The sequence below is a fragment of the Pseudomonas sp. M2 genome, assembly GCF_015751845.1.
GTDB lineage: Bacteria > Pseudomonadota > Gammaproteobacteria > Pseudomonadales > Pseudomonadaceae > Aquipseudomonas > Aquipseudomonas putida_E.
Window position 1 is genome coordinate 2,816,037 of sequence record NZ_JADOUD010000001.1, and the last position, 14,403, is coordinate 2,830,439.

Consider the following 14,403-nt stretch of genomic DNA (forward strand, 5'->3'; position numbering starts at 1 on the left):
CGTTTGGTCGCACCTTGGCTTGTGAGGAAAAACGTTCATGTTGGTTGGCGTTGTGCTGCGAGCGGGTGATTCTTGATGTTTCATGCCAATGATTCGTTTTTTTCAGCTATTTCCAACTTTTGTACGACAGTCCAACCGGGGTCCGGTTTCCTCGTGGCCGCTTTTTACTCTCACTTTCACGCCGATCAAGGATAGACCATGCGCCTGCCTTTGCCGCTCGAACTGCCTGCCTCCCTGCAACCGCTGGTCGCCCGTAATCGGCAGTTTCTGCTCGATGCCCTGAGCAGCCACCCGGCACTCGATCCGACCGCCTGGAGCCCGGCTCACCAGCACCAGTTCGACCAGGTGGCCGCCGCCAGCGACTTCGTGCTCGGCCTGGCCCAGCGTGAGCCGGCGATGCTGTTTGCCCTGCTGGCCAGCGGCGAGATGGACCGCCGGTATGCGCCGGGCGAGCTGCGTGGGCAGATCGCGGCAGCGGCCCAGGCGGCGTCGAGTGAAGAAGAGCTGGCACGCAACCTGCGCCGCGAGCGCAACCGCCAGCAGTTGCGCATCATCTGGCGTGATATCACCCGCCAGGCCGAACTGGGCGAGACCTGTCGCGACCTGTCCGACCTTGCTGACGCGGCGATCGACGAAGCTTATCAATGGCTGTACCCGCGCCACTGCCAGCAGTTCGGTACGCCTATCGGCAACCGCAGCGGTGAACCGCAGCATATGGTGGTGCTGGGCATGGGCAAGCTGGGGGCGGTCGAGCTCAACCTGTCATCGGATATCGACCTGATCTTCGCCTTCCCTGAAGGCGGTGAGACCGAAGGGGTCAAGCGCTCGCTGGACAATCAGGAGTTCTTCACCCGCCTGGGTCAGCGCCTGATCAAGGCGCTCGACCCGGTCACCGTCGATGGCTTCGTGTTCCGCGTCGACATGCGCCTGCGCCCCTACGGCTCGGCCGGTTCGCTGGTGCTCAGCTTCAATGCCCTGGAGCAGTACTACCAGGACCAAGGCCGCGACTGGGAACGCTACGCGATGATCAAGGCGCGGGTGGTGGCCGGCGACCAGGCGGCAGGCGCGCAACTGCAGGAGATGCTGCGCCCGTTCGTGTACCGGCGTTACCTGGACTTCTCGGCGATCGAAGCGCTGCGTACCATGAAGCAGCTGATCCAGCAGGAGGTTCGGCGCAAGGGCATGTCCGAGAACATCAAGCTTGGCGCCGGTGGCATCCGTGAAGTGGAGTTCATCGCCCAGGCCTTCCAGCTGATCCATGGCGGGCGTGACCTGAGCCTGCAGCAGCGGCCATTGCTGAAAGTGCTGGCGACCCTGGAGGGCCAAGGCTACCTGCCGCCAGCGGTGGTGGCGGAGCTGCGTGAAGGGTATGAGTTCCTGCGCTATACCGAGCATGCCATCCAGGCCATTGCCGACCGCCAGACACAGATGCTGCCTGATGACGAGACCGACCGTGAGCGCGTGGCCTATATGCTCGGCTTTAGCGGCTGGCAGAGCTTCCACGACCAGTTGATGCACTGGCGCGGCCGTGTCGATTGGCACTTCCGCCAGGTCATCGCCGACCCGGATGAAGAAGAAGGCGAGGGTGACCTGGTGGTTGGCGGTGAGTGGTCGCCCTTGTGGGAGCAGGCGCAGGATGAGGAGGCCGCCGGCCGTCAGCTGGAAGAGGCCGGTTTCAAGCAACCCGCCGAAGCCTTGCGCAGATTGGCGGGGCTGCGTGCCAGCCCCCAGTTGCGCTCGATGCAGCGTATCGGCCGTGAGCGTCTGGATGCCTTCATCCCGCGTCTGCTGGCCCAGGCGGTGGAGCATGACAACCCGGACCTGGTGCTGGAACGTGTACTGCCGCTGGTCGAAGCTGTGGCGCGGCGGTCTGCCTACCTGGTGCTGCTGACTGAAAACCCAGGGGCCTTGCGCCGCCTGCTGACCCTGTGTGCCGCCAGCCCGTGGATCGCCGAGCAGATCGCCCGTTACCCATTGCTGCTCGATGAGTTGCTCAATGAAGGCCGCCTGTTCAGCCCGCCGCTGGCGCCGGAGCTGGCCGCCGAGCTGCGCGAACGGCTGACGCGCATCCCCGAGGACGATCTTGAACAACAGATGGAGGCCTTGCGCCACTTCAAGCTGGCCCACAGCTTGCGCGTGGCAGCCTCCGAGATCAGCGGCAACCTGCCGTTGATGAAAGTCAGCGACTACCTGACCTGGCTGGCCGAAGCCATTCTCGACCAGGTGCTGGCCCTGGCCTGGCGCCAGACCGTGGCGCGCCACGGCCAGCCCAAGCGCAGCGACGGCAGCCTGTGCGACCCGGGCTTCATCATCCTCGGCTACGGCAAGGTGGGTGGCCTGGAACTGGGCCATGGCTCGGACCTGGACCTGGTGTTCATCCACGACGGCGACCCGCAGGCGGAAACCGATGGCGCCAAGCCGATCGACAGCGCGCAGTTCTTCACGCGCCTTGGCCAGCGCATCATCCATTTGCTGACCACGCAAACCAACTCCGGCCAGCTTTATGACGTCGACATGCGCCTGCGGCCATCGGGCGCGGCGGGGCTGCTGGTCAGCTCGCTGGGCGCGTTCGAGCGCTACCAGCAGAACGAAGCCTGGACCTGGGAGCATCAGGCCCTGGTGCGCGCCCGCGTGCTGGTGGGCTGCAAGCAGGTGGCGGCAGCGTTCGAGGGTGTGCGCGCCAAGGTTCTGGGCCAGGCCCGTGACCTGGACAAGCTGCGCAGCGAGGTCAGCGAAATGCGCGCCAAGATGCGCGACAACCTCGGCACCAAGGCCACCGTCGCGGGCACCGCGGCCAATGCCTTCGATGCCGGCGTGGCGTTCGATATCAAGCAGGATGCCGGCGGTATCGTCGATATCGAATTTATGGTGCAATACGCCGCTTTGGCCTGGTCCCACGACCATCCGGCCATACTGCGCTGGACCGATAACATTCGCATTCTGGAAGAGCTGGAGCAGGCGGGCTTGATGCCGGCCAGCGATGCGGTGTTGTTGCGTGAAGTGTACAAGGCGTTTCGCTCAGCCTCGCACCGCCAGGCCCTGCAGAAGCAGGCCGGGGTGATCGATGCGGCGCAGTTTGCCGATGAGCGTCGCGAGGTGCGGCGGATCTGGGGTGAATTGGGATTGGCATGAGATTGTTGGGGCTGCTATGCGGCCCTTTCGCGGCGCAAGGCCGCTCCACAGGGGCCTAAAGGCCGATGTTCCACCACCGGTGTTACACTGTCCGCCACATAGCCTGAATATAAAGAGGGGAGGCCAGGCTGTACCGCAGCCTGCAGCCTCCCCGAGTTTTTCTGGACTAAGCATGAGAATACTGATCATTGGCCCCAGCTGGGTCGGCGACATGGTGATGGCGCAAACCTTGTTCCAGTGCCTGAAACAGCAGCACCCCGACTGCGTGATCGATGTGCTGGCACCCGAGTGGAGCCGGCCGATCCTTGAGCGCATGCCCCAAGTGCGTCAGGCCTTGAGCTTCCCGCTCGGCCATGGCGCGCTGGAGCTGGCTACGCGCCGGCGCATCGGCAAGTCCCTGGCCGGCCAGTACGACCAGGCGATCCTGCTGCCCAACTCGCTGAAGTCGGCGCTGGTGCCGTTCTTTGCCGGCATTCCCAAACGCACCGGCTGGCGTGGCGAAATGCGCTTCGGCCTGCTCAACGATGTGCGCAAGCTGGACAAGGTACGTTACCCGCTGATGATCGAGCGCTTCATGGCACTGGCCTATGCGCCGGGTGCCGAGCTGCCGCAGCCTTATCCGCGGCCTGAGCTGCAGATCCAGGCGCCGAGCCGTGAGGCCGCGCTGGCCAAGTTCGGCCTGGAGCTGGACCGCCCGGTGCTTGCGCTGTGCCCAGGTGCCGAGTTCGGTGAAGCCAAGCGCTGGCCGGCAGAGCACTACGCCAGCGTTGCCGACGCCATGATTCGCCAAGGCTGGCAGGTGTGGCTGTTCGGCTCGAAGAACGATCACCCGGTCGGCGAGCAGATCCGCGACCGGCTGATCCCGGGCCTGCGTGAAGAATCTTATAACCTGGCGGGCGAAACCTCGCTGGCCGAGGCGATCGACCTCATGTCCTGTGCCAACGCGGTGGTGTCCAACGACTCCGGGCTGATGCACGTGGCGGCGGCGTTGAACCGCCCGCTGGTTGCCGTCTATGGTTCGACTTCGCCGGGCTTTACCCCGCCGTTGGCCGAGCAGGTCGAGATCGTGCGCACCGGCATCGAGTGCAGCCCATGCTTCGACCGCACCTGCCGCTTCGGCCACTACAACTGCCTGCGTCTGCTGGAGCCTGGCAAAGTCATCGCCGCCCTGCACAGCCTGGGTGGGCCGAACCTGATCGATACCGTGGCCGAGGTCGAGTAAGTGCGGGTACTGATCATCAAGACCTCGTCGCTGGGTGATGTGATCCACACCCTGCCGGCGCTCACCGATGCCGCCCATGCGATCCCGGGCATCCGCTTCGACTGGGTGGTGGAAGAAGGCTTCGCCGAGATCCCCAGCTGGCACCCGGCGGTCGACCAGGTGATACCGGTGGCCATCCGGCGCTGGCGCAAGAATGTCTGGCAGACCATCAAGAGCGGCGAGTGGAAGGCGTTCAAGCAACGCGTGCGCGAGCGCAAGTACGACCTGGTGATCGATGCCCAGGGGTTGGTCAAGTCGGCCTGGCTGACCCGCTACGTCAAGGCGCCGGTGGCCGGCCTGGACCGTTACTCGGCGCGTGAAGGCTTGGCCAGCCGCTTCTATGACCGGCGCCTTTCGGTCGCCGTCGGCCAGCATGCGGTAGAGCGCGTGCGCCAGCTGTTCGCCATGGCGCTGGCCTATGACCTGCCCGAAGGCATCGGCAACTACGGCCTGGACCTGGACCGCCTGCAACTGCCCCCGGCGGCGCCGTATGTGGTGTTTCTGCACGGCACTACCTGGGCGACCAAGCACTGGCCCGAGGCCTACTGGCGAGAGCTGGCTGAGCGGCTGGGCCGCAGCAGGCTGCAGGTATGCCTGCCATGGGGCAACCAGGCCGAGAAAGACCGCGCCGAGCGTATAGCCCAAGGCTTGAACAACTGCCAGGTGCTCCCCAGATTGAACCTTGCCGGCGTTGCCCGCGTGCTGGCGGCGGCAAAGGCCTGTGTGGCGGTGGACACTGGGCTGGGCCACTTGGCCGCTGCGCTGGATGTGCCGACCATTTCGCTGTTCGGCCCGACCAACCCGGGCCTGACTGGCGCCTATGGCCGTGTGCAGGTCCACCAGGCCAGCGATTTTCCCTGTGCACCGTGCCTGCAGAAAAAGTGCACCTACAAACCGAGCGCCGACGACCTGCGCCGGTTCGATCTCAAACGCGAGTGGCCATTGTGCTTCACTCGCCTGAATCCAGAGCATGTGGCGAGCCGCTTGAGCGCGTTGCTGCTGGCTGAGGATGTCCGTTGATGCAACTGGCTTTCGTGCTTTACAAATATTTCCCCTTCGGCGGGCTGCAGCGCGATTTCATGCGCATTGCCCTGGAATGCCAGAAGCGGGGCCACCAGATCCGTGTCTACACGCTGATCTGGGAAGGCGATATTCCGCCCGGTTTCGAAGTGCTGGTGGCGCCGGTCAAAGCGCTGTTCAATCACCGTCGCAACGAAAAACTCACTGCCTGGATGGAAGCCGATCTGGCCAAGCGCCCGGTAGACCGGTTGATCGGCTTCAACAAGATGCCGGGCCTGGACGTGTATTACGCGGCCGACGCCTGTTTCGAGGACAAGGCCCAGACCTTGCGTGGCGGCCTTTACCGCCGCTGGGGCCGCTACCGGCACTTTGCCGAGTACGAGCGGGCTGTGTTCGCCAAGGATGCGCGCACTGAGATATTGATGATTTCAGAGGTGCAGCAACCGCTGTTCGTCAAGCATTACGGCACCCCCGTTGAACGCTTCCACCTGTTGCCGCCCGGCATTTCCCAGGACCGCCGCGCACCGGCCAATGCCGCCGAGATCCGCGCGGAGTTTCGCAAGGAGTTCAACCTGGGCGATGATGACCTGCTGCTGGTACAGATCGGCTCGGGCTTCAAGACCAAGGGCGTCGACCGTAGCCTCAAGGCCCTGGCCGCGCTGCCAGCGTCTCTGCGCAAGCGCACCCGGCTGATGGTCATCGGCCAGGACGACCCCAAGGTGTTCCAGCTGCAGAGCGCAGCCTTGGGCCTGGGCGAACAGGTGCAGTTCCTCAAGGGCCGCAGTGATATCCCGCGCTTCCTGTTGGGTGCCGACCTGCTGATCCACCCGGCCTACAACGAGAACACCGGTACGGTGTTGCTCGAGGCGCTGGTGGCTGGCTTGCCGGTGCTGGTTTCCAAAGTTTGCGGCTACGCCCATTACATTGCCGAGGCCGACAGCGGCCTGGTGCTGGACGAGCCGTTCGAGCAGGAACAGCTCAACGGCTACCTGCAGCGCATGCTCGAAGCGCCAGAGGCGCGTGCCGAGTGGTCGCGCAACGGGCTGGCCTTTGCCGAAACCGCCGACCTTTACAGCATGCCGCAGCACGCTGCCGACGTGATTCTGGGGCAGGAGAGCGCATGAAGCTGATCCTGGCCGAACCGTTCAAGCGCCTGTGGGCCGGGCGTGATGCCTTTGATGCCGTGGAAGCCCTGCAAGGCGAGGTGTACCGAGAGCTGGAAGGCCGCCGCACGCTGCGCACCGAGGTCGATGGCGAAGGTTTCTTCGTCAAGATCCACCGTGGCATTGGCTGGGGCGAAATCTTCAAGAACCTGCTCACCGCCAAGCTTCCGGTGCTGGGTGCCGGGCAGGAATGGCGGGCCATCGAGCGCCTGCATGAAGTCGGCGTACCGACCATGACCGCAGTGGCCTATGGCGAGCGTGGCAGCAACCCGGCCACGCAGCACTCGTTCATCGTCACCGAAGAACTGGCGCCGACCATCAGCCTGGAAGACTTCAGCATTGACTGGGTCAAGCAGCCGCCTGAGCCGGCGCTCAAGCGCGCGCTGATCGCCGAAGTGGCGAAGATGACCGGCGGCATGCACCGCGCCGGGGTCAACCACCGTGACTGCTACATCTGCCACTTTCTGCTGCACACCGACCGCCCGGTGACGGCGCAAGACTTCAAATTGTCGGTAATCGACCTGCACCGCGCCCAGACCCGGGCGACAATCAGCCGCCGCTGGCGGGACAAGGACCTGGCCGCGCTGTACTTCTCGGCGCTGGATATCGGCCTGACCCGGCGCGACAAGCTGCGTTTCCTGCGCGGTTACTTCCAACGCCCGCTGCGCCAGATCTTGAGCGAGGAAGCCGCGCTGCTGGCCTGGCTCGACCGCAAGGCGCAGAAACTCTACGATCGCAAGCAACGCTATGGGGACGCACTCTGATGGCGGGCTGGACACTGGCGCCAGGCTACGAACACCTGGCGGCGGACTTCGGCAGCCTTGATGCGGTGTTTGCCCTGCAGGGTGAACGCCTGACCCGTGACCCGCTCAGCGAGGTGGTCCGCGTCGAGCGTGGCGGGGTCAACTATTACGTCAAGCGGTACACCGGTGCCGGCAAGCACATGCGCCGTTACCTGGGCCGGCCGCGCATCAAGGCCGAATGGCAGAACCTCAAGCAGTTCGCCAAATGGGACATCCCGACCGCTGAAGTTGTGGCCTGGGGCCTGGAGCGCAATGGCCTGGCATTTGGCCGCGGCGCGATGATCACCCGCGAGCTACCGCGCACCGAAGACCTGTCGGTGCTGGCTGAGCGCAATGATCCGCGCCTGGCTGATCGTGCTTGGGTCGACCACATCAGCCGACAGCTGGCGCGCCATACCCGGGTCATGCACGAACACCGTTTCGCCCACAACGACCTCAAGTGGCGCAACCTGTTGGTCGATGACCAGGGCACGCTATTCTTCATCGACTGCCCGACCGGTGACTTCTGGCGCGGCTTCATGTGGCGCCACCGGCTGATCAAGGACCTGGCATGCCTGGACAAGGTCGCCAAATACCACCTGACGGCGACCCAGCGCCTGCGCTTCTATTTGCAGTACCGCGGGCGCCAGCGCCTGAATGCGCGCGACAAGCGTCGGGTCCGTCAGGTACTGAGCTTCTTCGAGGGAAGGGAATGACCGATTACCTGGCCAGCGCGGACCTCGCGCTGCTCAAACGCCATGGCCTGAATGACTTCGAAGCGCTGTGGGCGCTGCAACTCGATGCCGTGGACGAACCCAATACCGGCCGTGGCGGCTGGAGCAGCGTCTATCGCCTGGAACTCGAGGGCAAAGGGTATTACCTCAAGCGCCAGAGCGACTACCTGACCCGCACCTTGCATCGCCCATTTGGCGAGCCGACCTTCGCCCGTGAGTTCCGCAACATCAGCCGTTACCAGAAGCTGCATATCCCGGCCCTGCAGGCGGTGTTCTACGGTGAGCGCAAGCACGCAGGCCAGCATCGGGCGATACTGCTGACACGTGCCCTGGATGACTGGAGCGACCTGGAAAGCCTGCTGGGCCAGTGGCCGCAGCTCAGTGACCCCGAGCGCAACGGCATCCTCCAGGCCTGTGGCCAGCTGGCGCGCACCCTGCACTGCGCCGGCCAGGTGCACGGCTGCTTCTACCCCAAGCACATCTTCCTGCGCCAACGCCGCGAGGGCTGGGACGCGCAATTGATCGACCTGGAGAAGACCCGGCCGCTGTTGTTCGGCATGCGTGACCGCCTGAAGGATCTGGAGCCGCTGCTGCGCCGTGCCCGCGCCTGGAACGAGGTGAACGTGCGCGCGCTGCTTGCCACCTATCTTGCCCAGCCGGCCGACAGCGTGCTGGTTGGCACCTGGTTGCAACGCCTGACGCAACGCCGTCGTGAAAAAGAGGCCCGCTGATGCGTTTGTCTGAATTGAAAGATGCCGGGCGCAGCCCTTTACTGCCGCTCTCGGTCAGCTTGGCCGACGCCGCTGGCGACGCCGAACTGCAGTTGCTCAGCCTGCTGCGCGTATTGCCGGGCCAGCGCTATGTCGGTGCCGGTGTATGGCGAGGTACGCCGGTGTTGGCCAAGTTGCTGGTAGGCGGCAATGCTGCGCGCCATTTTCAGCGTGAGCTGGAGGGTGTGAAGTTGCTGGCCGAACAGGGCCTGACAACGCCAAAGCTGCTTGCCGACGGGCTCAAGGAAGGTGAGGGTGGCTGGCTGCTGTTCGAGTTCCTCGACGGCGCCGAAAGCCTGGCCGATGCCTGGGACAAGGTGGCGAACCTGCCGGTGCTGGCCGACGAACAGCACCTGGTGCTGGGCGAAGCCCTGACCGCAGTGGCGCAGATGCACGCCAAGGGCCTCTGGCAGGAAGATTTGCACCTGGACAACCTGTTGCGCCACGGCGGCAAGCTGTACCTGATCGATGGCGCCGGCATCAAGGCCGAAACGCCGGGCCAGCAACTGTCGCGCCCGCGTGTGCTGGAAAACCTCGGGGTGTTCTTCGCTCAGTTGCCCAAGCGCCTGGAGCCATTCATCGAAGAGCTGCTGGTGCATTACCTGTTGGCCAATGCCGAGCACGCGTTGCCGATGGAAGCGTTGCAGAAACAGGTGGACAAGGTGCGCACCTGGCGCCTCAAGGATTACCTGGAGAAGGCCGGCCGCGAGTGCACGCTGTTCAGCGTCGAGCGCAGCCTTTCGGGCTTGCGGGCGATTCGCCGTGGCGAAGTCCAGGCCATGCTGCCGGTACTGGAACAGGCCGATACGCTGATCGACCAGGGCCACCTGTACAAGACAGGGGGCGCGGCCAGCGTGGCGCGTGTCGAGGTGGGTGGGCGCTCACTGGTACTCAAGCGCTACAACATCAAGAACACCGCGCACTGGTTCAAGCGGTTCTGGCGCCCGAGCCGGGCCTGGCACTCCTGGATTGAAGGCCACCGCCTGGAGTTCCTGGGCATCGCCACGCCGCGCCCGTTGGCGGTGCTGGAGCAGCGCGTCATGGGCCTGCGCAGCCGGGCGTACCTGGTCACTGAACATGTCGATGGCCCGGACCTGACCGCGTGCTTCGCGCCTTATGTGGAAAGCGGCGAGGTGCCTGAAGAGCAAGTCGATGCCTTGGTGGAGCTGATGCAGCAACTGATCCGCGAGCGTATCAGCCATGGCGACTTCAAGGGCCACAACCTGTTCTGGCACGACGGCCAATGGTCATTGATCGACCTCGACGCCATGTGCCAGCACGCCACCGGGCTCAGCTTTGCCCCGGCCTACGCCCGTGATCGGGCGCGGCTGCTGCGCAACTGGCCGAGCAGCAGTGCCTTGCATCAGCGGCTCGACCGGTTGTTGCCACGGCTCGGCGAGTAGTCATCCGGCAGCGCCAGCCAATCGCTGCTGCGCCCTGCCTGGCGCACGCGGATGCGCCACTGCCGGTCTTGCCAGCGCAGGATCGCCCACGGCACCACGCCGGCTTCCCGGGCGTGCGGAATCAACAGGTGGTAGCGCCCGGCGAGCAGGTGCGCGCGAACTGGCAGTTGCCCGGCAGGGGTTTGCAGATAAAGCTGGTCGTCTGCCCGACACAGCCCTGCCAGCGTGCCCACCGCCTCACCCGCCAACGGCGGCTGCAGGCGGCAGCTGGCCAACAACTGCGGCAGATCGGGCAAGCCGTCGTACCACAGCACCGGTGAGTCGATGACCCAGTTGCCATTGGCCAGGCGTTTGACCGGCTGCTGCAGGTAAGCGTCCGGTTGGGTCGGGTCGATGACCCGCCAACGGTGGCCGTCGAATGCGACCTTGTAATACCGGCCGTGGGCGTCCTGGATGAAATACTGAGTCAGCCCTTCGAACGTTGATGCTTTCTCGAACACGCCTTCGCCGTGTACACCGTCAATGGCGTAGCGCAGGTGTTCTAGCGCAGGCGTGATGCTGTAGCGCGAGGGCAGTGGCAACGGTGGTTGCGTTGGCATGCCACGCATTATCCGGCGCATCAGGCCGGTGCTGACGACGCTGGTACCGGCGTCGTTGGCATAGCTCAGGGCGTTGTAGGTATGGGTCAGCACGCCGTTGATATCATCCTCGCTGAAGGCTTCCAGACCATCCCAGGTTTCGATCACCATTCGTCCCAGGGCCAGGGGAACCTGTACAGGGGCAGGCAGCCCCAGGCTGATCAGGTCGAGCAGGCGCCATACCAGATCGATGCCCTGCTGAAGATCTGCCTCCCCGGTGGTGCGGCTCTGGGCATCGACCACTGCCAACCAGCCTCGCACCTCTGCCATGTAGTAGGCGAAGAACAGCTCTTCCTCAATTGCCGGGGTGCGCAGTGCGGTGCCGAGCCGGCCCTTGCTGAGTAGTTTATCGATGCGTACAGGTGCCAGCAGGGGCAGGCGGCTCGCCACGTAGGCGCGCAGGGCGGGTTGTTTGCGCAGCAACCGCATCAGTTCGCGGGCATTGCTCAGCCCGCGCCAGGCGCGGCGGTCGGGTGCGTCCGGTGTGTACAGGATGAAAGCGCCTGTGCCGGAGCCTTCGGCATTGATCAGCAGAACGCCTTGCAGGGTATGGCCATGGATTGTCAATTGGCGCACGGTGATGCGCTGGTTGTCCACCGGCGGGCGGAGCGCGTTGTGCGGGTAGTCCAGTACCTGCCGTACCCAACGGTAGCCTTGTTCACCCAAGGCGCGAAGGTGCCCGGCATAACGCGCCTTGGCTGCCTCGGCGCGCATGCGGGCTCGGTTGATCAGGGCATGGGCATTGAGCCTCCAGCCCCCGACCGGGGAGTCGATCAACTGGGTTTTCAGGTAGGCATGATAGCTGCCGCCGACATTCAGGTGCCTGATCATCGCTTTGATGTAGGCCGGGTTCAGCGTTTCGGGTAATGGCTTGTCGTGACCGTGTGTTACACGGGCGGTGAGCCAATAGTCGTAGTCGAACCAGTTCAGGTTGCGCAATGCCAGCTCGTGCAGCGGGTAGCTCTCCCGGGTCAGCTCGACCAACTGCCCACCGACGCGCTCGAAACCTCGCCAGGTGACGTAGCTCGATGGGTTGAAGGGGTTCAGCTGCGGACCTGCCTGACGGCTGTGCACCACATGTACCATGATGTCGGCGGCTGCGTAGCGCAGGCCATGATCGTGGCGCAGGCGTTCCTCTACGCGCGCGCGGGCCCAGCCCTGCAAGCTGCGCTGCTCGCGGAACTGCGCCAGGGTGAGGATGCCTGGCGCGGCGATGCGATTGCCGGCGGCGACCAGTTGTTGCATGGTCTGCATGATGTGCGTAAGCGCCTGGGGCCCTGCCGTGCTCAACCAGTTGGGCAGGTTTTTTTCCAGCAGCAGGCCGTAGCGCGTGTCGAGCAACGCTTGTTTGCCGACTTCGGCTTCCAGTGACAGGGCATTGTGCAGCGCCTCGGCGGCGGGTGCCAGGGCGCCATGGGCGCTTGCCCAGGCGTGGTTGACACGCAGGCGCTGCGCTTCGATCAGGGTGTCGACCTGGGCTTGCACCGGGTCATCGGCATACCATTCGTAGCGCAGGCGGTCGGCCTTGGCGGCGTTCTCTATACGTTCGGCATCGACCAGCAGGCGCAGCAGTGGCGGGCCCTGCAGCGGGTCGTCGAGGCGCTCGCACAGCTCAAGGTGCAAGCCGGCCAGCGAGGCGTAGGCTTCGATGCCTTGGGTCAGGCCGCACAGCAACGCTGGCCCGCGGGCATGCTCCGGGGTGAGTTCGGCAGCCTCGTCGTTACCGGTGATGACCACGAACATGCCTGGCAGCACCGCTCGGCTGTGGGGCTGGCTACGGCTGAGGACCAGGCGGTACACCTGGGCACGTGTGGCCATCGCTTGGGGCCGGCGTTGCCAGGCGTTGGGCAGGTCCAGGCACAGGCTCAGGGCATCGGCCTGGGGGGCGGGCAAGGTCCGGTCGCCCTGGCGCAGGGTCAACTCGGCATGCATCAGGGCGCGGCGCAGATCGCACAGGCGGACCCTGCGCGAGCGGCCCTGGGGGTCGCAGGCTGCCCAGTATTCAGCCAGTTCGCCTTGTAGCTGCTGACGGGTGAGTCCCGGCCGGTCGGGGCTTGGCAATTGTGCCAGCAGGGCGATGATCTGTTGGTCGACGAATTCGATACGTTCCAGCGGTAGCATGTTGCGCTCCTTCGGTCAGGGAGGCGCAACGGTAGGGCCCAGGGCAAGGACCGAAGCGGTAGCCGGTTATCGCCGGCACAACCCGCGCAGGCTGAGGATGACGGGCACGCCCAGGCCCAGCCAGGCCAGGGCATCCCACGCACCGTCACCCAGCAAGGCGGCAAACAGGCCGGCGGCACCGAGCAGGCCGATGGCGGCCGGCCAGGTAAAGATGCGCAGGGTCGGTTGCGATTTGTGGCTCATGCCCGCGCCTCCCGGGGTTTGCGCTGTTTGCCCCACCATAGGTAAAGGCCGCTGCCGAGCACGATGATGGTCAACACATCGAGCACTGCCCAGAGGATCTGCATCGGGCGCCCGCCGTAATCGCCAAAGTGCAGTGGCTGCGAGAGGCCCATGGCGTCCATGTACCAGGGGCGTTCGCCCACTGCCGTCACCTGCAGGCTGCGCGCATCGATCAGCACGGGCGTGAGCAGGTGCGATGTCAGGTGGGTGGCGCCTTTCATGAACACGGCGTAGTGGTGCTCGCTGGAGAACCGCGTGCCGGGGAAGGCGATGAAGTCCGGGCGCATGCCGGGTGCGGCCTGCTCGGCGATGTCCAGCAGGCGGCTGGCCGGTGCACGCTCGGTGAGTGGCGGGGCGTCACGGTAGGGCGCGACCATTGCGGCCAGGCTGTCGTTGCGCCAGGCGGCGATGACCAGGTCGGACAGGGCGCTGATGACCCCGGTTACACCGACGGTCAGCGCCCAGGCCAGTGTCACCACCCCGATCAGGTTGTGCAGGTCGAGCCAGCGCAGGCGGCGGGATTTTTCGTGGCGCACCGTGGCGAATTGCAGGCGGCGCATGAACGGTGCGTAGAGCACTGTGCCGGAGATGATCGCGATAACGAACAGCACACCCATGAACGCCAGCAGCAGCTTGCCGGGCAGCCCGGCGAACATGTCGACGTGCAGGCGCAGCATGATCATCATGAAACCGCCGTTGGCGGCCGGCATGGCGACGGCTTCGCCGGTGCGGGCGTCGAGCATGAAGGTGTGTGACGAATTGGGTTCGGTGCCGGCAGTGGCAGCGGTGATCGCCACCACGCCGTTGCGTTCGTCTTCGTCATAGCCGAAGTACTGCATCACCTCGCCGGGACGATGCTGCTCGGCCTTGAGCACCAGCTGTTGCAGGTCCAGGTGTGGGGTGCCTGCAGGCATCTCGCGCAGCTTTGGTGCGTCACCGAGCAGGTGTTCGATTTCGTGGTGGAAGATCAGCGGCAGGCCGGTGAGGGCCAGCAACAGCAGGAACAGGGTGCAGACCAGGCTGCTCCAGGTGTGAATCACGGACCAGCGGCGGATGGTTTGGCTTTTCATCACGGTACCGAAATTTCTCATGGGGGC

11 protein-coding genes are annotated in these 14,403 nt (G+C 64.9%); 8 read left to right on the top strand and 3 right to left on the bottom strand.

Features of this window, described 5'->3' with window-relative positions; all coding sequences use genetic code 11:
* The first annotated feature begins 198 nt into the window (after positions 1-198).
* The 8 genes from glnE (at position 199) to IWW33_RS13075 (ending at position 10,265) form a co-directional block, all read left to right on the top strand.
* On the top strand, positions 199-3,132 hold the full coding sequence (gene glnE, locus IWW33_RS13040) for a bifunctional [glutamate--ammonia ligase]-adenylyl-L-tyrosine phosphorylase/[glutamate--ammonia-ligase] adenylyltransferase (protein WP_174141953.1): 2,934 nt from the start codon (positions 199-201) through the stop codon (positions 3,130-3,132).
* A gap of 172 nt (positions 3,133-3,304) precedes the next feature.
* Positions 3,305-4,354, top strand: a complete 1,050-nt coding sequence (gene waaF, locus IWW33_RS13045) for a lipopolysaccharide heptosyltransferase II (RefSeq protein WP_115273070.1) — start codon at positions 3,305-3,307, stop codon at positions 4,352-4,354.
* Complete coding sequence (gene waaC / locus IWW33_RS13050) at positions 4,355-5,413, top strand: lipopolysaccharide heptosyltransferase I (protein ID WP_119687894.1); 1,059 nt, start codon at positions 4,355-4,357, stop codon at positions 5,411-5,413. It abuts the gene before it with no gap.
* Positions 5,413-6,537, top strand: a complete 1,125-nt coding sequence (locus tag IWW33_RS13055; protein ID WP_115273068.1) for a glycosyltransferase family 4 protein — start codon at positions 5,413-5,415, stop codon at positions 6,535-6,537. Before waaC ends, IWW33_RS13055 begins: the two co-directional genes overlap by 1 nt.
* A complete protein-coding gene (gene rfaP / locus IWW33_RS13060) occupies positions 6,534-7,340 on the top strand; it encodes a lipopolysaccharide core heptose(I) kinase RfaP (protein WP_115273067.1) in 807 nt (268 codons plus the stop codon). Before IWW33_RS13055 ends, rfaP begins: the two co-directional genes overlap by 4 nt.
* Positions 7,340-8,074 (top strand): lipopolysaccharide kinase InaA family protein, encoded by a 735-nt coding sequence (locus IWW33_RS13065; protein WP_046787532.1) that lies wholly within the window; start codon positions 7,340-7,342, stop codon positions 8,072-8,074. The genes rfaP and IWW33_RS13065 overlap by 1 nt, the downstream gene beginning before the upstream one ends.
* Positions 8,071-8,823 carry a lipopolysaccharide kinase InaA family protein gene (locus IWW33_RS13070; RefSeq protein ID WP_125924605.1) on the top strand — a complete coding sequence of 251 codons (753 nt, stop codon included), beginning with the start codon at positions 8,071-8,073 and terminating at the stop codon, positions 8,821-8,823. Before IWW33_RS13065 ends, IWW33_RS13070 begins: the two co-directional genes overlap by 4 nt.
* A complete protein-coding gene (locus tag IWW33_RS13075; RefSeq protein ID WP_115273064.1) occupies positions 8,823-10,265 on the top strand; it encodes a lipopolysaccharide kinase InaA family protein in 1,443 nt (480 codons plus the stop codon). The genes IWW33_RS13070 and IWW33_RS13075 overlap by 1 nt, the downstream gene beginning before the upstream one ends.
* Here IWW33_RS13075 and IWW33_RS13080 read toward each other — a convergent pair.
* The 3 genes from IWW33_RS13080 to IWW33_RS13090 form a co-directional block, all read right to left on the bottom strand.
* Positions 10,226-13,024: a DUF6543 domain-containing protein gene (locus IWW33_RS13080; RefSeq protein ID WP_174141952.1), complete on the bottom strand. Its 2,799-nt coding sequence runs from the start codon at positions 13,022-13,024 to the stop codon at positions 10,226-10,228. The genes IWW33_RS13075 and IWW33_RS13080 overlap by 40 nt on opposite strands.
* 66 nt (positions 13,025-13,090) lie before the next feature.
* Positions 13,091-13,267, bottom strand: coding sequence for a hypothetical protein (locus IWW33_RS13085; protein ID WP_174141951.1), 177 nt, complete (start codon positions 13,265-13,267; stop codon positions 13,091-13,093).
* Entirely contained in the window at positions 13,264-14,376 is a 1,113-nt protein-coding gene (locus IWW33_RS13090; RefSeq protein ID WP_174141950.1) for a PepSY-associated TM helix domain-containing protein, read from the bottom strand. Before IWW33_RS13090 ends, IWW33_RS13085 begins: the two co-directional genes overlap by 4 nt.
* Between the last annotated feature and the right edge of the window lie 27 nt (positions 14,377-14,403).